The organism is Enterococcus sp. DIV0561 (assembly GCF_050539875.1).
GTDB classification, from domain to species: Bacteria; Bacillota; Bacilli; order Lactobacillales; family Enterococcaceae; genus Enterococcus; species Enterococcus faecalis.
Genome location: NZ_CP172927.1, coordinates 2,403,266 through 2,427,251 on the forward strand (window position 1 = coordinate 2,403,266; position 23,986 = coordinate 2,427,251).

At 40.6% G+C, this 23,986-nt stretch carries 23 protein-coding genes, 1 tRNA gene and 3 rRNA genes; 1 reads left to right on the forward strand and 26 read right to left on the reverse strand.

Going from position 1 to position 23,986, the window contains the following annotated elements; genetic code table 11:
* From yhbY to IGM13_RS11630, 26 genes are all read right to left on the reverse strand, one after another.
* On the reverse strand, positions 1-312 hold the full coding sequence (yhbY, locus tag IGM13_RS11505) for a ribosome assembly RNA-binding protein YhbY (RefSeq protein WP_002376442.1): 312 nt from the start codon (positions 310-312) through the stop codon (positions 1-3).
* 23 nt (positions 313-335) lie between these two features.
* Positions 336-1,445: a ribosome biogenesis GTPase YqeH gene (yqeH, locus tag IGM13_RS11510; RefSeq protein WP_002381381.1), complete on the reverse strand. Its 1,110-nt coding sequence runs from the start codon at positions 1,443-1,445 to the stop codon at positions 336-338.
* On the reverse strand, positions 1,442-1,969 hold the full coding sequence (locus tag IGM13_RS11515) for a YqeG family HAD IIIA-type phosphatase (RefSeq protein WP_002356296.1): 528 nt from the start codon (positions 1,967-1,969) through the stop codon (positions 1,442-1,444). The genes yqeH and IGM13_RS11515 overlap by 4 nt, the downstream gene beginning before the upstream one ends.
* 221 nt (positions 1,970-2,190) lie before the next feature.
* Entirely contained in the window at positions 2,191-2,979 is a 789-nt protein-coding gene (locus IGM13_RS11520; RefSeq protein ID WP_002362363.1) for an acetyl-CoA carboxylase carboxyl transferase subunit alpha, read from the reverse strand.
* A gap of 1 nt (position 2,980) precedes the next feature.
* Positions 2,981-3,847, reverse strand: coding sequence for an acetyl-CoA carboxylase, carboxyltransferase subunit beta (gene accD / locus IGM13_RS11525; RefSeq protein ID WP_002356293.1), 867 nt, complete (start codon positions 3,845-3,847; stop codon positions 2,981-2,983).
* Positions 3,848-3,941: 94 nt separating this feature from the next.
* Positions 3,942-5,312 (reverse strand): acetyl-CoA carboxylase biotin carboxylase subunit, encoded by a 1,371-nt coding sequence (locus IGM13_RS11530; protein WP_002367303.1) that lies wholly within the window; start codon positions 5,310-5,312, stop codon positions 3,942-3,944.
* A gap of 7 nt (positions 5,313-5,319) precedes the next feature.
* Positions 5,320-5,745 (reverse strand): 3-hydroxyacyl-ACP dehydratase FabZ, encoded by a 426-nt coding sequence (gene fabZ / locus IGM13_RS11535; protein WP_002356286.1) that lies wholly within the window; start codon positions 5,743-5,745, stop codon positions 5,320-5,322.
* Between the two features lie 3 nt (positions 5,746-5,748).
* Positions 5,749-6,237 carry an acetyl-CoA carboxylase biotin carboxyl carrier protein gene (gene accB / locus IGM13_RS11540; protein WP_002419392.1) on the reverse strand — a complete coding sequence of 163 codons (489 nt, stop codon included), beginning with the start codon at positions 6,235-6,237 and terminating at the stop codon, positions 5,749-5,751.
* A 1-nt stretch (position 6,238) separates the two neighbouring features.
* Positions 6,239-7,474, reverse strand: a complete 1,236-nt coding sequence (fabF, locus tag IGM13_RS11545; protein ID WP_002382453.1) for a beta-ketoacyl-ACP synthase II — start codon at positions 7,472-7,474, stop codon at positions 6,239-6,241.
* 18 nt (positions 7,475-7,492) lie between these two features.
* Complete coding sequence (fabG, locus tag IGM13_RS11550) at positions 7,493-8,230, reverse strand: 3-oxoacyl-[acyl-carrier-protein] reductase (protein ID WP_002356283.1); 738 nt, start codon at positions 8,228-8,230, stop codon at positions 7,493-7,495.
* A gap of 3 nt (positions 8,231-8,233) precedes the next feature.
* A complete protein-coding gene (fabD, locus tag IGM13_RS11555; RefSeq protein ID WP_002419393.1) occupies positions 8,234-9,163 on the reverse strand; it encodes an ACP S-malonyltransferase in 930 nt (309 codons plus the stop codon).
* Positions 9,164-9,195: 32 nt separating this feature from the next.
* On the reverse strand, positions 9,196-10,152 hold the full coding sequence (gene fabK / locus IGM13_RS11560; RefSeq protein WP_002356279.1) for an enoyl-[acyl-carrier-protein] reductase FabK: 957 nt from the start codon (positions 10,150-10,152) through the stop codon (positions 9,196-9,198).
* A 136-nt stretch (positions 10,153-10,288) separates the two neighbouring features.
* Entirely contained in the window at positions 10,289-10,516 is a 228-nt protein-coding gene (locus IGM13_RS11565) for an acyl carrier protein (RefSeq protein WP_002356278.1), read from the reverse strand.
* A 52-nt stretch (positions 10,517-10,568) separates the two neighbouring features.
* Complete coding sequence (locus IGM13_RS11570) at positions 10,569-11,534, reverse strand: beta-ketoacyl-ACP synthase III (RefSeq protein ID WP_002362374.1); 966 nt, start codon at positions 11,532-11,534, stop codon at positions 10,569-10,571.
* 15 nt (positions 11,535-11,549) lie between these two features.
* Complete coding sequence (gene fabT, locus IGM13_RS11575; protein WP_002362455.1) at positions 11,550-11,990, reverse strand: fatty acid biosynthesis transcriptional regulator FabT; 441 nt, start codon at positions 11,988-11,990, stop codon at positions 11,550-11,552.
* A gap of 389 nt (positions 11,991-12,379) precedes the next feature.
* Positions 12,380-12,610: a YkuJ family protein gene (locus IGM13_RS11580; protein WP_002379802.1), complete on the reverse strand. Its 231-nt coding sequence runs from the start codon at positions 12,608-12,610 to the stop codon at positions 12,380-12,382.
* Positions 12,611-12,710: 100 nt separating this feature from the next.
* Positions 12,711-13,601 carry an NAD(P)-dependent oxidoreductase gene (locus tag IGM13_RS11585; RefSeq protein ID WP_002359377.1) on the reverse strand — a complete coding sequence of 297 codons (891 nt, stop codon included), beginning with the start codon at positions 13,599-13,601 and terminating at the stop codon, positions 12,711-12,713.
* A gap of 72 nt (positions 13,602-13,673) precedes the next feature.
* Positions 13,674-14,897: a cell wall glycolipid biosynthesis glucosyltransferase BgsB gene (gene bgsB, locus IGM13_RS11590; protein WP_002389260.1), complete on the reverse strand. Its 1,224-nt coding sequence runs from the start codon at positions 14,895-14,897 to the stop codon at positions 13,674-13,676.
* Positions 14,898-14,943: 46 nt separating this feature from the next.
* A complete protein-coding gene (gene bgsA / locus IGM13_RS11595) occupies positions 14,944-15,948 on the reverse strand; it encodes a cell wall glycolipid biosynthesis glucosyltransferase BgsA (RefSeq protein WP_002416427.1) in 1,005 nt (334 codons plus the stop codon).
* A 192-nt stretch (positions 15,949-16,140) separates the two neighbouring features.
* A tRNA-Asn gene (locus IGM13_RS11600) sits at positions 16,141-16,214 on the reverse strand.
* A 6-nt stretch (positions 16,215-16,220) separates the two neighbouring features.
* Positions 16,221-16,336, reverse strand: a 5S ribosomal RNA gene (gene rrf / locus IGM13_RS11605).
* A gap of 96 nt (positions 16,337-16,432) precedes the next feature.
* Positions 16,433-19,345: ribosomal RNA gene (locus tag IGM13_RS11610) — 23S ribosomal RNA — on the reverse strand.
* A gap of 226 nt (positions 19,346-19,571) precedes the next feature.
* Positions 19,572-21,132, reverse strand: a 16S ribosomal RNA gene (locus IGM13_RS11615).
* Together the 16S, 23S and 5S rRNA genes with 1 tRNA gene alongside form the textbook arrangement of a ribosomal RNA operon.
* Before the next feature lie 434 nt (positions 21,133-21,566).
* Positions 21,567-21,815, reverse strand: a complete 249-nt coding sequence (locus IGM13_RS11620; protein ID WP_002415841.1) for a hypothetical protein — start codon at positions 21,813-21,815, stop codon at positions 21,567-21,569.
* Positions 21,799-22,170: a hypothetical protein gene (locus IGM13_RS11625; protein WP_002385270.1), complete on the reverse strand. Its 372-nt coding sequence runs from the start codon at positions 22,168-22,170 to the stop codon at positions 21,799-21,801. Before IGM13_RS11625 ends, IGM13_RS11620 begins: the two co-directional genes overlap by 17 nt.
* 64 nt (positions 22,171-22,234) lie before the next feature.
* A complete protein-coding gene (locus IGM13_RS11630) occupies positions 22,235-22,603 on the reverse strand; it encodes a CvfD/Ygs/GSP13 family RNA-binding post-transcriptional regulator (protein WP_002365178.1) in 369 nt (122 codons plus the stop codon).
* A 183-nt stretch (positions 22,604-22,786) separates the two neighbouring features.
* Between IGM13_RS11630 and IGM13_RS11635 the strand changes: the two genes are divergently transcribed.
* Positions 22,787-23,953, forward strand: a complete 1,167-nt coding sequence (locus IGM13_RS11635; protein WP_002419151.1) for a MalY/PatB family protein — start codon at positions 22,787-22,789, stop codon at positions 23,951-23,953.
* Positions 23,954-23,986 lie beyond the last annotated feature (33 nt).

Consider the following 23,986-nt stretch of genomic DNA (forward strand, 5'->3'; position numbering starts at 1 on the left):
TTAAATTTCTTTGACTGCTGCTGAAATTTTTTGATATTTTTCTTTACTTGATGGCTTGAATAAGACCAACACGCGACCAATAATTTGTACCACATCGCAATGAATGGCTGCTGTTAGTTCTTCTGCAACCTCTTCTGCTATTTCATCTGTATTTTGTAATAACGTAATTTTAATCAATTCACGTTTTTCCAACGCTTCATCAATTTGTGTAATCATTGCGTCATTCAAACCACCTTTGCCTACTTGAAAAATAGGTTGTAAATGGTGTGCCTGACTACGTAAATAACGTTTTTGTTTTCCTCTAAGTTTCAAATTGTTTGCCTTCTCTCTAAAATTTAAATTAATGCTTTTCTACGTAAAACATCGACACCTTTAGGCGCCCAACCAGCGACTACACCAGGTTCTGTGACAGTAATCCAACCTAGACCAGCAAACACAATATCCGTTTTTTCTTTCACGGAAAATTCAAAGCGCACTAATTCAGGAAACTCAGCGACTTCATCGGCACGTGGAGGCTGCAATAAGCCACCAACATGTTTTTCATAAAAAGCATCGGCGGTTGCTGTTTTTGTTCGGTGTAAATTTAAGTCATTGGAAACGTAGGCAATGAAGGAACTTTTAGCACCTTGGACATAATCAAAGCGAGCCAAGCCACCTAAAAACAAGGTTTGTTCAGCATTTAATTGGTAAACTTTTGGTTTGATTTCTTTTTGCGGTGCAATAATTTTCAAGTCTTTTTTACCTAGGTAATGTGCCATTTGATGACGGTGAATAATTCCTGGCGTATCGATTAAGAAGTGGCCATCGTCTAATGGAATTTCAATTTTATCTAGCGTTGTTCCAGGAAATTGTGATGTCGTAATCACATCTTGAACACCCACTGTTTGTTGAATGATTTGATTGATTAATGTTGATTTTCCAACATTGGTCACACCTACGACATAAACGTCTCGGCCTTCACGATATTTTTCGATCGTATCTAATAACTCTTGCATTTCTTGTGGTTTCTTGCCGCTTGTTAGTAAAACATCAACAGGGCGTAATCCTGCTTCATGGGCCCGTTCTCTCATCCATTGAACCATTTTAGGTTTTTTTAATGATTTAGGCAAAATATCCACTTTATTGCCAACTAACAACACAGGATTATCTCCGATAAAACGATGTAGTCCTGGAATAAGAGAGCCATTAAAGTCAAAAATATCCACTACGTTCACAATCAGTGCATCTTCTGTTCCTAAACCATTCAATAAACGTAAAAAGTCATCATCTGTTAATTGGACATCTTGAATGTCATTATAATGTCTTAAGCGAAAACAACGTTGGCAATAAACTTCCCCTGTTTCCATTCCTTTTTCGAAAGCTGTTTTTGGTGTATAGCCTAATTCATGAGGATTTTCCGTTTGGATAATCGCACCACAGCCAATACAATGAATTGCCTCTGTCATTCTAATCCGCCTCTCCATGTCATTTCTGGATGTTTTTTTGATAAGTATTTCATAATTTTCCGTTCAAAGAACCGATTGATTCTAGTATTCCAGCCATCTGTATCGACAATCGGTTGAACTAAAACATTGCGTATACCCGCTGCGTTAGCTCCCCGAATATCTGTCATAATCTGATCGCCGACCATTAACATTTCAGATGGCTTCAAGCCTAATTTTTTTTCTGCTAATTTGAAGCCACGTGCGGTTGGTTTCAAGGCACGTGCTACATAATCTAAGTCAAACTTTTCAACAACGCGTTTAATCCGGCTGTCTTTGTTGTTTGAAACAACGAGGACAGTAATTCCTGCATTTTTCATTTCTAATAACCAAGTTTTTAATTCTTCTGTTCCATCGGGATTATTCCAAGCAATTAACGTATTATCTAAGTCAGTTAGTACTGCCTTAATCCCCAGTTTTTTTAATTGTGCGGGGGTAATTTTATAAATCGCATCAATCATCCATGTCGGTTTATATTTTGAAAACATCGTGACTCCTCTCACTGACACTATGTAGTTTCTTCGATTTTAAGAGACTGAAACATAACTAAACAATTATGCTTCAGTCTCTACCTATTGTATTATACTGCATTTTACTGAAAATTTCTATAAAGGACGGTCGTTCCTTGTAAAAGAACAAGTAAAATAAAAGAAAAAATAAAAAAAGCCACCCATCAACCCCTGAAAAGTTCGTTGATGAGTAGTAACTTCTAATATTTGCGAAAACGTTGGTATCTTTTTTCTAGTAACGTTTCCGTATCTAATTTAGCTAATTCAGTTAATTTTGAAATGAACGCTTTTTGTAACATGCGATTAATTTTTGCTTGTTCCAGAGGCTGACCGTTCATAACTTCCGGAATTACTTTATCTACAATAGCTAATTCCTTCAGCTCTGTCGCTGTGATTTTCATCAATTCTGCTGCTTCTTTCGCACGACTGCCATCTTTCCACAAAATAGAGGCGAAACCTTCTGGCGAAAGAACCGCATAAATCGTGTGTTCCAACATCCAAACTTCATCTGCGACTGCTAACGCTAAAGCACCGCCACTGCCACCCTCACCAATGATGACTGAAATGATTGGCACTTTCAAATCAGACATTTCTAACAGGTTTTGCGCAATGGCTTCCCCTTCTCCCCGCTCTTCGGCACCAATCCCACAATAGGCACCAGCAGTGTTCACAAAGGTAATGACTGGGCGATTAAATTTTTCCGCTTGTTTCATTAAACGTAACGCTTTGCGATACCCTTCAGGATTAGGTGAACCAAAATTACGTTCAATATTTTCTGGTAGATTTCGACCTTTTTGGATACCTACCACTGTAACTGGTTTCCCTTGCAAAGTAGCAACACCACCGACTACAGCTAAATCATCGGCAAAGTAACGATCCCCATGAAATTCTAAAAAGTCCTCAAAAATTGCTTCTATATATTCTAAAGTTGTCAAACGATCTTGGGCTCTTGCCAAGGTAACAACATCATTGGCTGTTTTCTTTTCCATGTTAGCGCCACCCTTCCAAAGAATGTAAACGTAACAAGTCGCTCAATCGTTGACGCAAAAGATTTCTTGGCACAATCTGATCTACAAAACCATGTTCTAAAAGAAACTCGGCCTTTTGAAAATCATCTGGCAACTCTTGACGAATCGTTTGTTCAATTACACGGCGGCCAGCAAAACCGATTAAACTCTGAGGCTCTGCCAAAATAATATCGCCATCCATCGCAAAACTTGCGGTAACACCGCCAGTCGTTGGATCAGTCAATACCGTAAGATACAGCAAGCCTGCTTTGTTATGCCGTTGCAAAGCGGCCGAAATTTTCGCCATTTGCATCAATGAAAAAATTCCTTCTTGCATACGGGCACCACCAGATGCAGTGAAAATCACCACTGGTAAATGCTTTTCTGTCGCCCGCTCAAACAAGCGTGTGATTTTTTCACCAACAATCGTTCCCATACTGCCCATGATAAAATTAGCATCCATGATTCCAATTGCAACAGCTTGTCCTTCAATTGTTGCTTCTCCCGTTAAGACAGCTTCATCTAGCCCAGTTTTTTCTTGCATTTTTTCAATTTTTTCAAGATAACCAGGAAAATTTAGTGGATCTTTTGTCACTAATTCACTGTCCCAATTGTGGAAACTTTTTTCATCAACGGTTATCGCTAATCGTTCCCATGCACCAATCCGAAAACTATAGCCGCAATGCGGACAGATTTTTTCTGCACCCATTTCTTTTGTATACAGTGTTCGCTTACAAGAAGGGCATTTTGCCCACATATTATCTGGAACAGAAGGCTTCTTTGATGCATCATTTGCATCAGCACGATTTGGATTAATGCGAATGTAATTTTTCTTTTTAAATAATGCCATTTGCTTACTCCTCGTATTTTAGCGGCAAGAGCTCAGCTCCTTTCAAAAGATCACTGATCTTTCCAAGCAAGAGAGCTCTTGCGGCGTTCTTTCTTTAATGATTGCTTTCTGGCTCCCAATTTGGTAGAAATGTTTCTTGTAAAAAGCTTGTGTCATAGTCACCTGTCAAAACATTGTCATGTGTAATTAAATCCAATTGGAATTCGGCATTCGTAATAATACCTTCTGTTACAATTTCATTTAAAGCCCTTTGCATTTTCATCAAGGCATCAAAACGATTTTCACCATGTACGATGACTTTCGCAATCATTGAATCATAATAAGGTGGAATTGAATACCCTGAATACATAGCGCTGTCTACACGCAAGCCCATTCCACCACTAGGCAACAAGAGATTTTGAATTTTACCTGGTGAAGGAGCAAAATTAAAGGCAGGATTTTCAGCGTTAATTCGGCACTCAATCGCATGCCCAGTCATGGTAACATCCTCTTGGGTATAGCCTAAAGGTTCACCTGAAGCAATTTCTAATTGTGCTTTGACTAAATCAATCCCTGTTACCATTTCCGTAACTGGATGTTCGACTTGGATGCGGGTATTCATTTCCATGAAATAAAAGTCGCCAGCTGGATCCATCAAAAATTCAATGGTTCCGGCATTTTCATAATGCACAGCTTGTGCCGCTCGAACGGCCGTTTCGCCTAACATCTGACGCTTTTCTTCAGAAATAGCAATCGATGGTGATTCTTCTAACACTTTTTGATTATTTCTTTGTAGTGAGCAATCACGTTCCCCTAAGTGAATCACATGCCCATATTGATCACCTAGAATTTGCACTTCGATATGACGTGCTGGATAAATAATTTTTTCTAAATACATATCATCATTACCAAATGCGGCTTTAGCTTCTTGCTGCGCTGAAGTAAAGTGTTTCGGTAACTCTTCTTTTGAAAGAACTTTACGGATTCCTTTTCCGCCACCACCAGCAGCTGCCTTTAACATCACTGGGTAACCAATTTCTTCAGCAATCGTCAACGCTTCTTCGACAGAATCAATGACGCCATCACTCCCAGGAATAACAGGTACCTTGGCTTTTTGCATCAGTTGACGTGCGTTTATTTTATTGCCCATCGCATCAATCGTTTCTGCTTTAGGACCGATAAAAGTAATGTTGCATTCTTCGCACATTGAAGCAAATTGACTATTTTCAGATAAGAAACCAAACCCTGGATGAATCGCTTCAGCATTGGTAACAATCGCTGCACTTAAAACAGCTTGAACATTTAAATAAGAATCAGTTGCTTTCGCCGGTCCAATACAAATGGCTTCATCTGCTAACTGTGTGTGTAACGCTTCTTGATCCGCTTCAGAGTAAACAGCAACTGTTTGAACGCCTAATTCGCGACAGGCACGAATAATACGAACAGCGATTTCTCCGCGGTTTGCGATTAATACTTTCGAAAACATTTTTCACCTATCCAATCATAAAGGTTAATTCAGCCTCGGCAACTTTTTTTCCATTAACTTTTGCCACACCTTTACCCATTCCAGCAGAAGCGCGGACTTTTAAAAGTTCAACCTCTAAAATTAATGTGTCGCCTGGTGTTACCTTTTGTCTAAATTTTGCTTTATCTAATCCACCAAAGTATGCCGTTTTCCCTTTGAATTCAGGCATTGAAAGTAATGCCACGGCGCCTGCTTGAGCCAACGATTCAATAATTAAAACTCCTGGCAAAACAGGATTCCCAGGAAAATGACCTTGAAAAACTTGCTCATTAACCGTTACATTCTTTTTCGCTACAACGCGTTCCCCGGGAATGACTTCTTCAACACTATCTAATAATAAAAAGGGATAGCGATGTGGTAAAATTTCTTGAATTTCTGTAATTGTTAATTTCATGTTTTATTCTCCTTTAGCAACTCGGAATAGCGGCTGACCAAATTCAACCACATCTTCATTGTTGACTAATATTTCAGTAATCACACCGTCAACTGTCGCCGTAATTTCATTCATTAATTTCATCGCTTCAACGATACACACAACGTCACCCGTTTTAACAGTGTCTCCTACTTTGACAAAGTTTTCTTTATCTGGTGCTGGTTGTAAATAAACGATTCCTACAATGGGTGACGGAATTTCTTCTGTCTTTTCATTGGCTGTCGGTGTATTAGTTGGCGTTTCTTCAACGACAGAAACTGTTTCAACAGGCGCTGACACACCACTAGCGGCTACTGGTGTTTCTTGTGGTTGCGCCACTGGTTCTACGGCACTTCGTCCAGAAGCTGTATTTTTATTCATATATAATTCAAACGAGCCTTCTCGTAAATCGAATTCGGTTAAAGTTGATTGATCAAATTGTGTTAATAATGCTTTTACTTCTTCTAACTGCATGTTAATCCTCCCAGCGTTTTAAGCAAATAACTGCATTGTGGCCACCAAAGCCTAGCGAGTTACTTAAAGCATAATCAAATTTATGCTCTTTGCTTTCGTTTAAAACAACGTTCACCGTAATTGCTTCATCTTGATTTTCCACATTAATGGTTGGCGGAATAAATTGATGTTGTAAAGCATTTAGGGTAGCAATTCCTTCAATCCCACCAGCGGCGCCTAAGAGATGTCCCGTCATACTCTTCGTACTACTTACATACGCCGTTTTTGCGGCATTACCTAAAGCCAATTCAATAGCTTTAGATTCTGCACTGTCATTGGCTTGTGTGCTTGTTCCATGGGCGTTAATATAGCCAATTTTTTCTGGAGAAATCCCCGCTTCTTCCATTGCTAGTACCATGGCTTTCGCTGCGCCGCTCCCATCTGGTGTTGGTGATGTCATATGATAGGCATCGCAATTAGCACCATAGCCAACCACTTCACCTAAAATAGTTGCGCCTCGTTCTAGAGCATGATCTAATGATTCTAAAATAAAGACACCCGCACCTTCTCCCATCACAAATCCACTACGTTCTTTATCAAAGGGAATTGAGGCTTTTTCTGGGTCAGTCGCCTTTGTTAAAGCGGTCAAGGAAGCAAATCCTGAAATACCGATTTCTGTAATAGGCGCTTCTGCTCCACCAGCAATAATGACATCGGAGTAGCCATGTTTGATATTGCGGAACGCTTCCCCAATTGAATGAGTTGCACTAGCACAAGCTGTCACTGTTGAAGTACAAATTCCTTTGGCACCAACACGTAAAGCAATATTTCCCGCCACCATGTTTCCAATCGCCATTGGAATAAATAACGGTGCCACACGTTCAGGTCCTTTGTCGTGCATCCGAATTACTTGATTTTGAATTGTTTCCAAACCACCAATCCCGGAACCCACCATAACGCCAAACCGATCCACATCTAGTTGACTGGTATCCAAGCCACTCATAGCCATTGCTTCTAAGGCCGCATAAATGCCAAATAACGAAAACTTATCCATGCGTTTGCCATCTTTTTTAACAAAATATTTTTCCATTGGAAAGTCTTTCACTTCAGCTGCTAAGGTGACACCTGTTTCACTAACATCAAATTTACTAATCGGTCCGATACCATTTTTCCCTGTTTTCAAACTTTCTAAAAAAGTCTCAGGTTCATTGCCAATCGGCGAGGTGACACCGTAACCAGTAATAACTACTCGATTCATCCTTTTGACTCCTTTCGTTTATCCGTGCATGACTAAGCCGCCATCAACATTCACGACTTGCCCAGTAATATAGGGACTTTTAGCTAAGAAAATCGCTGTAGCTGCGACATCTTCGACTTGCCCAAACGTTTGTAAGGGAATTTGCGCATTCATTTGTGTTTTAACTTTTTCCGATAAAACATCCGTCATTTCTGTTTGGATAAACCCTGGTGCAATCGCATTGCAGGTAATACCGCGCGGCGCAACTTCTCGTGCCACCGATTTAGTAAAACCAACGACACCTGCTTTACTCGCAGCGTAGTTTGCTTGACCAACATTTCCCATTAAACCAGAAACGCTAGCCATATTAATAATCCGACCACTTCGTTGTTTCATCATACGTTTAACCGCTTGTTGGGTCATGTTAAAAGTTCCTACCAAGTTAATATCTAAACAGGCATTAAAATCCTCTTTTGTCATTCGTAATAATAATTTATCATTCGTAATCCCAGCGTTATTCACCAGAATATCAATCGAGCCTAATTGGTCAACAGTTGCTTGAATCATCTCACCTGCTGCATCAAAATCGGAAATATCTCCAGAAAGGCCAATACATTTTACCCCAAAGGCTTCAATTTCTTGTCGTTGTTCTGGCGTAATCTCACTCCGACCGTTTAAAACAATATTGGCGCCCTCTTTCGCAAAAGCCAACGCAACTGCTTTGCCAATCCCGCGAGTGCTTCCAGTAATAAATACGTTTTTCCCTGTTAATTCCATTTTTTACCTCCCAGTAAGTGCTGTTAACGTTTCTGTTAATGTTGCAACATCTTCCACACGGTGCATTTCAATTGTTTTGTCAATTTTTTTAACAAAACCAGTTAATGTTTTCCCTGGACCAACTTCAATCATCGTTCCTACGTTCATAGCCTTCATCGTTTCGATACTGTCTTCAAAACGTACCGCAGACATGACTTGCTTTTCCAATAACGCTTGAATTGCCTCTTGGGGCATAATTTCGGCAGTCGTATTACTAATGACAGGAATTTGCATCGTTTGAAAGTTCAATTTTGCTAAATCCTGAGCCAACTTTTTTGATGCTGGTTGTAACAGTGCCGTATGGAAAGGGCCACTCACATTTAACGGAATCATTCGCTTCACACCAGCTTCTTTGAGAAGTGTCATCGCTTGATCAACAGCAGCAACCTCACCACCAATCACGATTTGTTGTGGTGTATTATAATTTGCTGGAGCCACAATTCCGAAAGCACTGGCTTCTTGACAGGCTTTTTCAATTACTTCACGCTCAGCATTCATGACAGCAACCATTTTGCCAGTTCCTTGTGGTGCTGCGTCTGTCATGTACTGACCGCGCTTTTGGACCAAGGCCACTGCTTCTGAAAAGCGCAAAGCCCCGCTGGCAACCAAAGCACTATATTCCCCTAAGCTTAAACCCGCTACGACATCAGGCGTTAGTCCTTTTTGTTGCAAAAGACGGTAAAATGCGACACTGACTGTCAAAATAGCAGGTTGCGTATATTCTGTTTCATTTAAACGTTCATTTTCAGTAAAACAAAGTTCTGCCATCTCATAACCTAAGATATGACTTGCTTCATCGAAGGTTTCCCGAACAATCGCTTCTTGGTGATATAATTCTTCACCCATCCCTTGATACTGGGCTCCTTGTCCACTAAATAAAATCGCTGTTTTCATACGACACCTCATTTTTTGTTAAAATTATTCACTTAGCCCCAACGCTGATTCATCTTATGTACAATCGCTTTGCATTCAGACATGAGTGAATCAATGATTTCTTGGGCTGTTTCTTCTTTTTTTATTAACCCGGCAATTTGTCCCGCCATGACGGAACCGTAATCCATATCCCCGTCAACGACAGCTTTGCGTAAAGCGCCCTGACCAATTTTTTCAAACATTTCTAAATCAGGCACTTCTTTTTGGAGTTCTTGCTTTTCTAATTGATTATATTGAGCAGTTAATTTATTTTTTAAAGTACGCACTGGATGGCCAAAATGTTGACAGGTAATTACTGCATCTAAATCACGTGCCTTTAAAACTTTCTGTTTATAATCTGGATGAACGTTGCATTCTTTGGCAATTAAAAAACGTGTGCCTAACTGGACTGCTTCAGCACCTAACATAAAGGCCGCAGCCATACCACGACCGTCACCAATCCCACCTGCTGCAATCACAGGAATTGACACAGCGTCAACGATTTGCGGTAAGCCACTCATAGTGGTTAACTTGCCAATATGTCCACCAGCTTCCATTCCTTCAAAAATGACAGCATCGGCACCAATCTTTTCCATTCTTTTTGCTAAAGCAACAGAAGGAACTACTGGTATTACTTTAATGTTATGTTCTTTAAAACGAGCCATGTATTTGGCTGGATTGCCCGCACCTGTCGTTACGACAGGAACCTGTTCTTCACAAACCAAATCGACAATTTCATCGGCAAAAGGTGAGAGTAACATGATATTGACACCAAAGGGTTGCTCCGTTAATTCTTTAACTTTTTTAATTTCTTTTTTTACGACTTCTTTTGGGGCATTGCCGCCAGCAATAATCCCTAATCCACCAGCGTTTGACACGGCACTTGCTAATGAAGCATCGGCTACCCAAGCCATACCGCCTTGAAAAATGGGATAATTAATTCCAAGCAACTCACATAACTGTTGATTCATTGATTTTATACGTCCTTTAGTTCTAAGATAAGTACACTTCATTCAAGTAAAAAAGGATTTTTCCAGCTTATTTACTTGTTTTTTTAGGGACTGGGTCATTTAGCAATTAAATGTCCCAGCCCCCTATTTTCATGTATTAGTTTGCTTGTTGTTTTTCTACATATGTTACTAAATCTTGAACGGTTTGGATGCCATCTTCTGTTTCGATTTTCACATCAAATTCATCTTCGATTTCGTTAATGATTTGGAATAAATCTAAGCTATCCGCGTCTAATTCTTCTTGAATGTTTGTAGTTAATTGTACCTCTTCAGCATCTTTTCCTAATTCTTCTACGATAATTGCTTGAATTTTTTCAAATACCATGTGTATATTCCTCCAAAATAGTCATTTTCTTCATTTATATGTGAACAGTTTTTTACAGCGTTAGGAGCAGTGAGCCCCATGTTAAGCCGCCGCCAAATCCTGTTAGCACCACGCGTTGTTGGGAACCTAAAATTAAGGTCCCATTTTCAACTGCTTCATCCAACAAGATGGGAATGCTAGCAGCTGAGGTATTGCCATATTTATCCATATTCGTTAAAAACTTCTCGCGGGAAATCTTCGTCTTACGTGCAATTTTATCGATAATGCGCACATTTGCTTGATGTAGTAGAAGATAATCCACGGTTTCGTCCGTCACGAGGGATAAAATATTTTGTGAAACATCTTTAATCGCAAAATCAAAAATACTACGTCCTTCCATCTGTAGCGTCTTACTAGCCTGCTCATGCCCCTGATAAAAAGGACTTTCGTTGATCGTGTAGCCTGACGTTAAAGCCGCCCACCGTTGTCCATCTGCTTGTAATTTTTCATCTAGAAAATGCGGTGTCTCAGCCGCTTCAATCAAGACGCCGGCAGCCCCATCACCGAAAAGCACCGCTGTGGAACGATCGGTCCAATCCAACATTTTGGAAAATGTTTCGCCACCAATTACTAGACCTGTTTGATAACGACCACTTAAGACTAGTTTTTCTGCCATGCTTAAGGCATAGACAAAACCAGAACACGCTGCACTGATGTCAAAAGCAAAGGCCTCAGTGGCGCCAATTGCGCCTTGCACTTGGCAAGCAACAGAAGGCATATTGAAATCTGGTGTCACTGTTGCAACTAAAATAAAGTCAATCTCACTTGCTTGCTTTCCAGATTTTTCCAATAACTGTTTTGCGACTTGATGACATAAATCAGACGTATTTTCTTGCGTAACGATACGACGTTCACTAATGCCTGTTCGCGAATGTATCCATTCATCAGAGGTATCCATCATTTCACTCAGTTGGTGATTCGTGACACAATTCTCTGGAACATAACGGCTTGTACAACTAATTCGTGCATAATTCTTCATGGGGATCCTCACTTTTTATTTGTATTCTTGCAAGAAATCATGAAGATTTTTTAGTGCTCTTAACAGCGCTTGTTCTTCTTCTTGCTCCATGCCTTTCAAAATGTTTTTAACCATTTCACGATGAAAATGCTGATGGACTCTAAAAAGTAATTTTCCCTTTTTGGTTAAGCCAAGCTTTACTACACGTCGATCATCTTCACTACGCAAACGTTCAACATAGCCTTTTTTAACTAAGTTGTTAATCGCTACAGTAAGTGTTCCAACGGTAATTGACAGTTCCTTGGCTACTTCTGAAGACGTTTTTTTCTTGTACATACCAATTGCTTCGATTGTGTGCATCTCCGTAATGGATAAATCATTAAATTGTGATTTTTTCAATTCAGATTCTTCAATCGTTAAGATGTCATTAAAGACACTGACTAAGTAATCGTTGACTGTTTCTAAATTAGGTTCCATTCTGTGCACCATCCATATACTTTGATTATCAAAACATTTGATGTTCAAACTATATCGTAAATAAGCAAAGAATGCAAGAGAATTTTCTATATTTTTAATGAAATATTCTTCAAACATTTCAAAAAAGGCGCATTTTCAAGGGACGAGGCTTTTAAAAAAAGGATCAATTACTTTGATACCCAAACTATTTTCACAGAAAAAGGAAAGAAGTGCAACTAAAAAGCATCACTGGCACTCCCCTGATTGAGAAGTGCCAGTGATTTTTGTTATATAATTCTTAAACTCCCACTAAGCTATTGCTACAACTTGACTGGATAATACGAGAAGAGAGTGAACCAGAAGCTTTGGTGCTTCTACTCCACTCCCTTATTAAAATGTAGGACGATTAATTATTGAATTAAGTCGTAAATTTCCATTGCTACAATATCGATGTTATCGAATTGATAGCTTTGGTGCGTATCAGATTCTGTTAATTCAAATGTTTCTGTTGATTTATCAAAACTTACAATACATTTCTCTACGCCTTCACGTTCAAAGCGGCGTACTTGTACTTCATTATCTGCTGCTTCGATCATTGCTTCCAGTCTCTTAATAATCGCCACAAGTTGTGAATGTTTCATCAGTGGGCCTCCTTTTGCAAACTAGTTCTGTACCATTGTAACAAAACATTGCCTAACTTGCATGATTTTTCGTCATTTTTTTTGATTTTTTTGTTGTTCTTTAATTTTTATTCGTTGGTTGCTTGCCATCTGTCCACCAAAGCTTAATTAAGGCCTGTGTGCCATCATTTTCAAACCCTTTATCTGCAAGGCTTTCATATAATTCTGTCGCTTTTTGCGTCGCTGGTAATGGAAGGTCAAGTTTTTTTGCTTCATCTAACGCAATCTTTAAATCTTTGATAAAATGTTTAACAAAAAAGCCTGGCGTATAATCTTCTTTTAAAATACGTGGTCCATAATTACTTAATGACCAGTTTGCAGCACTGCCACCACCGACTGTTTCCAGAACTTTTTCTAAAGTTAATCCTGTCGCATTTGCGTAAACGAGCATTTCAGTCAAACCGGTCATTGTGCCTGCAATCATTAACTGATTCGCCATCTTAGTGTGTTGCCCTTTTCCAGCTGAGCCATGTAGCATAAATGTTTTACCAAATGTTTTGAAAATTGGTAAGACGGTCTCATAACTTTCTTGATCGCCACCAACCATAATTGTTAAAGTACCATTTTTAGCACCTAAGTCACCACCAGAAACTGGCGCATCCAACGCATGAGCACCCACTTCTGCTGCTTTTTTGGCAATCTTTTCAGCCAAGGTGGGCGTACTTGTGGTTAAATCTACTACTATTTTACCTGTAAGATCTGCTTGAAAAATCCCTGTTTCATTAAAATACACGCCTTCAACATCTGAAGGAAAGCCAACCATTGTAAAAATGATATCGCTGGCTTCCGCAATTGCTTTTGGCGTATCATACCAAACTGCTCCTTCAGCAACTAAATCATCTGTTTTACTTTTTGTTCGATTATAAACATTGACAGATAAATTGTTTTTCATCATATTACGAATAATTGATTTCCCCATGACACCCGTTCCAATAAAGCCGATTTTAGACATAGTAGCTTCCTCCGTTCTTAAAATAAAAAACTTTCCTCCTTCAGTATAAACGAAGGAGGAAAGTTTTGCAGTTTATTTTCTTAAAGATGTAAATTTTACTTTAATTTTTTTTATTGAGTCCGCATTTTCTTTTTCCATTTGAAGTTGATCAAAGTAAATCAATGTATCTTGATAAAATTCAATCATTTTATTGCCAAAGTTTGTAGAAGAAATTTCAAATAATTTTTCATCTAAAATAGTTTGGTCCATTTTAATATTTGCTTGTATATAGTCAATCAATGTTGGGGCAAAATCACTGTCTGTCTTAAAAGTTTTGCCTAAGCTTTCATGATCAAATAAATTATTTAAATAGGCGTTCCCTTCTGCAACACATTGAACGCCAGCAGCCATCGCTTCTGTATAAGTTAAGCCTTGTGTTTCCGACGTTGAGGCGCTGACAAAATAGTCAGCAGCTTTATAATAAATGGCGACTTCTTCATTTGGCACTTCACCCGTAAATTGAACGTATTCACTGACTTCTAGTTCTTCTGCTAATTCTTTTAAATCCTCTAGATAGGGACCATTTCCAACTATTACTAAACGAGTTTGTGGTAATTTTTCAATAATTTGTGGTAACCCTTGAATAATTGCTTGAATATTTTTTTCATAAGAAATTCGACTTAACGATAACAACATAATCTGTTGCTCTTCAATACCTAGTTGTTGACGCATTCCAGCGATCATTTCCTCAGTAATATCGGGACGTAAAAACTTATCAATTTCGATCCCTGTTGGAATAATTCTCATTGGTGCGGTCACTCCATAATCCCGTAATTTTTCTATTACACGTTCACTGGGACAAACAACACCTGTCGTATGATTTGTAAACACTCTTGAAAAGAATTTAACATGTGATGGACGGACAACTTTTCCTTTAGCAATATAATGTAAGTAATCTTCATACATCGTATGATACGTATGGATGACAGGAATTTTCATTTTTTTCCCAACCATTTTCCCTAAAATACCCGCACCAAATTCAGTATGTGTATGAATTAAATCTAATTCCAATTCTTTGGCAATTAAATAGGCGTACCACATGCCGCGAACCACTACTCGGCGATCTTTAAAAGATACAAATGGCACACTAGGCATTCGTATGACATCTTCTTCAAAATCAGTCGCGTTAGGATCGGTTGTCGTAAAAATATACACTTCATGGCCGTGCTTTTCTAATTCATCTTTTAAGGTCTTAATAGAAGTCGCTACCCCACTCACTTGCGGGAAATACGTATCAGTAAAAAAACCAATTTTCACTCTCATTACCTCCATTTCATCTAACAATAACTGTCTTCAATATTTGTTAAGATAAGACTGTTTCGTAGACTTCTTTTAACTCGTAACCAATTTGCTTGATACTTCTTTGCTCTGCTACTTGATAGCCTGCTTGTCTAGTGCTAGGTATTTTCCCTTCTAATAAGCCTTCAATATATTTTTTAAATTCTTCAATAGAATGACCCATATAACAATTTTCATTAGCCACTAGCCAGCCTTGATAAACTGGAATATCACGCACCAAGACTTGTTGCTGACTAGCTAATGCTTCTAAGACAACAATTCCTTCCGTTTCTTCACGCGAAGGGAAAAAGAAGAGATTCGCTGCCGCATACGCCCCTTCGATGACATCTCCTTTAATATAACCTGGGAAAATAACATTTTCTGGATGATCTTCTTTAACTAATTGTCGGATATTTTTAGGGATAGAATACATTGGTGTATCACCAAACCAGATAAATTGATACTCTGGTAACTGTCGTGCAACTTCAATAAAATCAGTGATTCCTTTGCGTTCAAAAAATAATCCCACACAAATAATTACTTTTTTCTCTTCATCTATTTTAAAATATTCTCGGAATTTTTGTTCCTTTTCTTCTGAAGGATAAAAACGTGATAAATCAATACCATTTGAGATCGCCGAAATAGGCACTTTAATGCCATAACCTTCCAGCAATGTTTTAGAATACGGTGTTGGTGTAATTAAATGATCCGCTTTGGAATACAAACTGATAAGATATTTTTTTACTAATGGTGCTAGTTGATTAGACCCAATAAAGGAATTACGAAAGTCTTCTTCTGTCGAATGGGCATGATAAATAACTTTTTTTCCTAGTTTGCGTGCTTTTCTGACCATACGATGGCTATTTATGCCATATGTATTAATATGCAATATATCATAGTCACTGCAATCAGCATCTAATGTATATTCTATTCCAACTTCAGAGAGCGCTCGTTTCTGGTGATCTAATGCTCGACCAATGCCTGATTTAGCTAAGATTTTCTCACCTTCAAAATATAACAATATTTTCAAACCCGCTCCTCCTTTTCTGCTTTACTAACTATAATAAACACATTATACCATAGCTAAAATTTGATGTATTCATTCTTCGGTAGGATCCTTTTAATCTTATAAATGTTTTTAAAGTCCCTTCTTCAAGCTTATCAAAAAATAGTGAATAAAACAAAAAAAGCAAAAACCAAGTTGGTTTTTGCTTTTGCTCAACTCCGGCAGTAGGACTCGAACCTACGACATCATGATTAACAGTCATGCGCTACTACCAACTGAGCTATGCCGGAATAATCGCGTGGCGACGTCCTACTCTCACAAAGGGAAACCCTTCACTACAATCGGCGCTAAGAAGCTTAACTTCTGTGTTCGGCATGGGAACAGGTGTATCCTTCTCGCTATCGCCACCACACTGGGTGTTGTTTCTTATTGAGTTGAATCTTCATTCACTCAAAACTGGATTGAAGTTTGAATCAAAATAACCAAGTTGCTTTTACTTATCCATTCTTTGGTTAAGTCCTCGACCGATTAGTATTGGTCCGCTCCAACTATCACTAGCCTTCCACTTCCAACCTATCTACCTGATCATCTCTCAGGGGTCTTACTTTCTTAAAGAAATGGGAAATCTCATCTTGAGGTGGGCTTCACACTTAGATGCTTTCAGCGTTTATCCCTTCCCTACATAGCTACCCAGCAATGCCCTTGGCAGAACAACTGGTACACCAGCGGTAAGTCCATCCCGGTCCTCTCGTACTAAGGACAGCTCCTCTCAAATTTCCAACGCCCGCGACGGATAGGGACCGAACTGTCTCACGACGTTCTGAACCCAGCTCGCGTGCCGCTTTAATGGGCGAACAGCCCAACCCTTGGGACCGACTACAGCCCCAGGATGCGACGAGCCGACATCGAGGTGCCAAACCTCCCCGTCGATGTGGACTCTTGGGGGAGATAAGCCTGTTATCCCCAGGGTAGCTTTTATCCGTTGAGCGATGGCCCTTCCATGCGGAACCACCGGATCACTAAGCCCGACTTTCGTCCCTGCTCGACTTGTAGGTCTCGCAGTCAAGCTCCCTTCTGCCTTTACACTCTTCGAATGATTTCCAACCATTCTGAGGGAACCTTTGGGCGCCTCCGTTACCTTTTAGGAGGCGACCGCCCCAGTCAAACTGCCCATCTGACACTGTCTCCCACCACGATTAGTGGTGCGGGTTAGAGGGTTCATAACACAAGGGTAGTATCCCACCAGCGCCTCCTCCGAAACTAGCGTTCCGGTCTCATCGGCTCCTACCTATCCTGTACATGTGGTACAAACACTCAATATCAAACTACAGTAAAGCTCCATGGGGTCTTTCCGTCCTGTCGCGGGTAACCTGCATCTTCACAGGTACTAAAATTTCACCGAGTCTCTCGTTGAGACAGTGCCCAAATCGTTACGCCTTTCGTGCGGGTCGGAACTTACCCGACAAGGAATTTCGCTACCTTAGGACCGTTATAGTTACGGCCGCCGTTTACTGGGGCTTCAATTCTGAGCTTCGCCGAAGCTAACCCATCCTCTTAACCTTCCAGCACCGGGCAGGCGTCAGCCCCTATACTTCATCTTACGATTTTGCAGAGACCTGTGTTTTTGATAAACAGTCGCTTGGGCCTATTCACTGCGGCTGACGGTCGTCAGCACCCCTTCTCCCGAAGTTACGGGGTCATTTTGCCGAGTTCCTTAACGAGAGTTCGCTCGCTCACCTTAGGATACTCTCCTCGACTACCTGTGTCGGTTTACGGTACGGGCAGTTATTTTCTCACTAGAAGCTTTTCTTGGCAGTGTGACATCAGGAACTTCGCTACTATTATTTCGCTCCCCGTCACAACTTGTCCTTAGAGAGTAAAGCATTTAACTCTACTCAAGACTCATTGCTTGGACATGCACTTCCAATCGCATGCATTCCTTAGCCTACTGCGTCCCTCCATTGCTCAAACAAAAACAACTGGTACAGGAATATCAACCTGTTGTCCATCGCCTACGCCTATCGGCCTCGGCTTAGGTCCCGACTAACCCTGGGCGGACGAGCCTTCCCCAGGAAACCTTAGTCATACGGTGGACAGGATTCTCACCTGTCTTTCGCTACTCATACCGGCATTCTCACTTCTAAGCGCTCCAGCCGTCCTCACGATCGACCTTCAACGCCCTTAGAACGCTCTCCTACCACTACACCTAATGGTGTAGTCCACAGCTTCGGTAATATGTTTAGCCCCGGTACATTTTCGGCGCAGGGTCACTCGACTAGTGAGCTATTACGCACTCTTTAAATGGTGGCTGCTTCTAAGCCAACATCCTAGTTGTCTGTGCAACCCCACATCCTTTTCCACTTAACATATATTTTGGGACCTTAGCTGGTGGTCTGGGCTGTTTCCCTTTCGACTACGGATCTTATCACTCGCAGTCTGACTCCCGGATATAAATGAATGGCATTCGGAGTTTATCTGAATTCGGTAACCCGAGATGGGCCCCTAGTCCAAACAGTGCTCTACCTCCATCATTCTCAATTCCGAGGCTAGCCCTAAAGCTATTTCGGAGAGAACCAGCTATCTCCAAGTTCGTTTGGAATTTCTCCGCTACCCACACCTCATCCCCGCACTTTTCAACGTACGTGGGTTCGGTCCTCCAGTGCGTTTTACCGCACCTTCAACCTGGACATGGGTAGATCACATGGTTTCGGGTCTACGACTACATACTCATTCGCCCTATTCAGACTCGCTTTCGCTGCGGCTCCGTCTCTTCGACTTAACCTCGCATGCAATCGTAACTCGCCGGTTCATTCTACAAAAGGCACGCCATCACTCATTAACGAGCTTTGACTTGTTGTAGGCACACGGTTTCAGGATCTATTTCACTCCCCTTCCGGGGTGCTTTTCACCTTTCCCTCACGGTACTGGTTCACTATCGGTCACTAGGGAGTATTTAGCCTTGCGGGATGGTCCCCGCGGATTCCGACGGAATTTCTCGTGTTCCGCCGTACTCAGGATCCTCCTAGGTGTTGTCAGCATTTCGTCTACGGGGCTTTCACCCTCTTTAGCGGAATTTTCCAAATCCTTCAACTATACTAACAGACTACCATATTGGAGTCCTACAACCCCAACAAGCAAGCTTGTTGGTTTGGGCTCTTCCCGTTTCGCTCGCCGCTACTCAGGGAATCGAATTTTCTTTCTCTTCCTGCAGGTACTAAGATGTTTCAGTTCTCTGCGTCTACCTCTAATCAGCTATGTATTCACTGAAAAGTAATATCCTATAAAAGATATTGGGTTCCCCCATTCGGAAATCTCTGGATCATAGCTTACTTACAGCTCCCCAAAGCATATCGGTGTTAGTCCCGTCCTTCATCGGCTCCTAGTGCCAAGGCATCCACCGTGCGCCCTTATTCACTTAACCTTATCAACCTTACGGTTGGGTCTTGATCACTTCTTCTAGCGATAGAAGGTTAATCAATAAATAAGCAATTGAACTTATTAAAAAACTCATTCAACGCGGTGTTCTCGGTTTGTTTTGATTCTTTTTACTTCAATATCCAGTTTTCAATGAACGAATGTTTTGAGAGTAGACCTCTCAAAACTGAACAAAGTAAAGACGAAATGTGTATTTCCGTAATATTCCTTAGAAAGGAGGTGATCCAGCCGCACCTTCCGATACGGCTACCTTGTTACGACTTCACCCCAATCATCTATCCCACCTTAGGCGGCTGGCTCCAAAAAGGTTACCTCACCGACTTCGGGTGTTACAAACTCTCGTGGTGTGACGGGCGGTGTGTACAAGGCCCGGGAACGTATTCACCGCGGCGTGCTGATCCGCGATTACTAGCGATTCCGGCTTCATGCAGGCGAGTTGCAGCCTGCAATCCGAACTGAGAGAAGCTTTAAGAGATTTGCATGACCTCGCGGTCTAGCGACTCGTTGTACTTCCCATTGTAGCACGTGTGTAGCCCAGGTCATAAGGGGCATGATGATTTGACGTCATCCCCACCTTCCTCCGGTTTGTCACCGGCAGTCTCGCTAGAGTGCCCAACTAAATGATGGCAACTAACAATAAGGGTTGCGCTCGTTGCGGGACTTAACCCAACATCTCACGACACGAGCTGACGACAACCATGCACCACCTGTCACTTTGTCCCCGAAGGGAAAGCTCTATCTCTAGAGTGGTCAAAGGATGTCAAGACCTGGTAAGGTTCTTCGCGTTGCTTCGAATTAAACCACATGCTCCACCGCTTGTGCGGGCCCCCGTCAATTCCTTTGAGTTTCAACCTTGCGGTCGTACTCCCCAGGCGGAGTGCTTAATGCGTTTGCTGCAGCACTGAAGGGCGGAAACCCTCCAACACTTAGCACTCATCGTTTACGGCGTGGACTACCAGGGTATCTAATCCTGTTTGCTCCCCACGCTTTCGAGCCTCAGCGTCAGTTACAGACCAGAGAGCCGCCTTCGCCACTGGTGTTCCTCCATATATCTACGCATTTCACCGCTACACATGGAATTCCACTCTCCTCTTCTGCACTCAAGTCTCCCAGTTTCCAATGACCCTCCCCGGTTGAGCCGGGGGCTTTCACATCAGACTTAAGAAACCGCCTGCGCTCGCTTTACGCCCAATAAATCCGGACAACGCTTGCCACCTACGTATTACCGCGGCTGCTGGCACGTAGTTAGCCGTGGCTTTCTGGTTAGATACCGTCAGGGGACGTTCAGTTACTAACGTCCTTGTTCTTCTCTAACAACAGAGTTTTACGATCCGAAAACCTTCTTCACTCACGCGGCGTTGCTCGGTCAGACTTTCGTCCATTGCCGAAGATTCCCTACTGCTGCCTCCCGTAGGAGTCTGGGCCGTGTCTCAGTCCCAGTGTGGCCGATCACCCTCTCAGGTCGGCTATGCATCGTGGCCTTGGTGAGCCGTTACCTCACCAACTAGCTAATGCACCGCGGGTCCATCCATCAGCGACACCCGAAAGCGCCTTTCACTCTTATGCCATGCGGCATAAACTGTTATGCGGTATTAGCACCTGTTTCCAAGTGTTATCCCCCTCTGATGGGTAGGTTACCCACGTGTTACTCACCCGTCCGCCACTCCTCTTTCTAATTGAGTGCAAGCACTCGGGAGGAAAGAAGCGTTCGACTTGCATGTATTAGGCACGCCGCCAGCGTTCGTCCTGAGCCAGGATCAAACTCTCATAATAAAAGTTAGAACAATCTTGCGATTGTTAAGCTCAATTTGTTTGCTAGCATATTGCTTGCTTGTTAAAAATGTTTGTTGTCTTGAATTGAATCAAGACGCCCTACACATTTGGTTCGTCTATTCTTTGTTCAGTTTTCAAAGGTCTACGTTACCTCGCAGCAACTTTTATATCATAACAAACTTTCGTTTGAATGTCAAGAACTTTTTTAAAAAAGTTTTTTCAAGTTGTTTTGCTCGGTCGTTGTTGTCCGTTGCGACAACTTCTATATCTTATCATCTCGTTTGTTATTTGTCAACAACTTTTTTGTCGTTTTTTCAAACTTTTTTCGAGAGATTTGAAATCAAGAATTGTTATTTAATTATTGATTTCTGAATCGCTCAGCTGTGTGACTCGCCTTGCGACATGTAATAATATATCAAGATTTTTATGTTTGGTCAACACTTTTTTTCAAAAAAATTAAAAGAAGTTTTCAATCTGTTTTCATTCTTTTCAATTATTTCGTTTTTAAACTTTTTAAATCCTAATTGTCTATCAAAACAGTTTAATCCCTTGCTAAAAATCGAACAATCTGAATCATATATTTGAAATAGTTCGATTAACTTTTTTACGTACAACATAAAAAAAGAAAGAATCTGTTCGATTATCGACAGATTCTTTCTTTTTTGTTTAAAACATTGGAACACCTTCAATATGATATTTTGACCAAATCGTTTTTAATTCTGCAGGTGCTACCCATGTATAGTCTTTATCCATTTCATTTTTAAGTGCTTGTTCATCCATCTCGAAGACAAACAGCGGAACATTTTCTTTATTGATATGCGCGTTAGTTAATTCTACTAAGCTAATTGAAGTAACGTCCAATTGAACCTCTTCTTTGAACCATTGTAGCATACTAGCTAAACCCGTCATCTCATCAGAAACTTTTGCCATCGCAAACTCAATCGCTTCACCTATTGGATGCATCAAAAATTTTTTACTACCATCGTTTAAGTTCAGTATGATTGTTCCAGCGACTTTTTTGTTAGACACGACATCCACCTCAATTAATTTTTAGATTCACTAACCAAAGAAATTGTAACACACTTTCTGAAAAAATACAGAATTATTTTTCAAGCAATTTATCCATTGCTTCATCAATCCATTCTGGAAGTTCTTTGTCTAAGGTTGCAAAGCCAATTTTTTTATTCTTATCCGTAAAATATTTTTTGCGTCGATGATTCACTGAATGAACTTTGTCTTCAAGGGTCCGTAAAGATAAGCTAATCTTTTGAGAATATTCATCAACATCAATAACTTGAACGGTTACTTTTTGTCCAACGGTTAAGAGTCCATGGATATTTTTGGTAAAGCCAGCTTGTACTTCCGAAACATGAATCAGTCCCTGTGTTTCTTCGTCTAAAGAAACAAATGCGCCATATGGTTGAAGTCCGGTAATTGTGCCAGAAAGTACCATACCAATTTTGTACTTCATCAAATTTCCTCTTTTCATACGATAAATTTCTTTTTCCGTTTCTACTCATTTAAAATAATAGCATTTTTTCAACGTTTGTGCATTATTTCTTCCCTAGTTGTTAAAACTATTGTTTCATCTTTTAAGCAAAATCTACTATACTATAGGAAGTAAGACTTTATATAGAAGAAAAGGAGTTATCTTATGTTTAATTTTAATGAAACCATTGATCGTCGCCACACGAATTGTGTTAAATGGGACACCGTTGAAACGAGTTACCACGAAAAAGATTTACTACCTTTATGGGTTGCTGATATGGATTTCAAAGTGCATCAGCCTATTCTTGATGCTTTGTCACAAGTTATTGAACAGGGTATTCTAGGATATGCAGTGGCACCTAATGAACTGTATCAAGCAATTCAAGATTGGCAACAGCAACACCATCAATTGATTGTTGAAAAAGAAGAAATTTTATTTAATAGTGGCGTGGTACCCAGCTTGGCCACAGCCGTTCAAGCGTATACAGCACCTGCTGATTCTATCATGATTTGTGATCCAGTCTACCCCCCTTTTGCAGATGTGGTAAAACAAAATGAGCGTAGACTTGTGCGACATTCTTTACTAGAAGTTAACGGACATTATGAAGTTGATTTGGTTAAAATGGAACAACAGATAATCGAAGAAAAGGTGAAGCTGTTACTTTTTTGTAATCCCCATAATCCTGGTGGACGTGTTTGGACAAAAGAAGAATTGCTAGCAATTGGCCGTTTATGCCAAAAACACCAAGTAACTGTGGTTAGCGATGAAATTCATCAGGATTTGATTTTCAAACCGCATACCTTCACTTCCTTCACCGTTGCTGATGAAGCATTTAAGGAATTCACTGTTACCTTAACAGCGGCAACGAAAACCTTTAATTTAGCGGGGATTAAAAATTCAATGCTGTTCATTCCTAATGAAAAACTACGGCAATCTTTCGTATCTTTACAAGACAAAAATCATCAAGGCGGTATCAATACTTTTGGCTACGTGGGAACGGCAGCTGCCTATCAAACAGGGGAAGAATGGCTAACGGCGTTACTTGATTATTTAAAAGAAAATATTGATTTTGCCCTTTCCTTTTTCCGTGAAGAGATGCCTAGCGTTCGTGTAATGGAGCCTGAAGGAACCTATCTTTTATGGTTAGACTTTAGTTCTTATTCGCTAACGGATCGGGAACTTCGCGATACCTTAATTCATAAGGGGAAAGTGGTTCTAAATCCAGGAATTAGTTTTGGTCCCCAAGGTTCTCAACACATGCGTTTAAACTTAGCTTGTTCAAAAGAAACTCTCGAAGAAGGCCTTTTACGTATCAAAAAAGCCTTTAATTAAAAACAGCTGTCCTAGTTTTTAGGACAGCTGTTT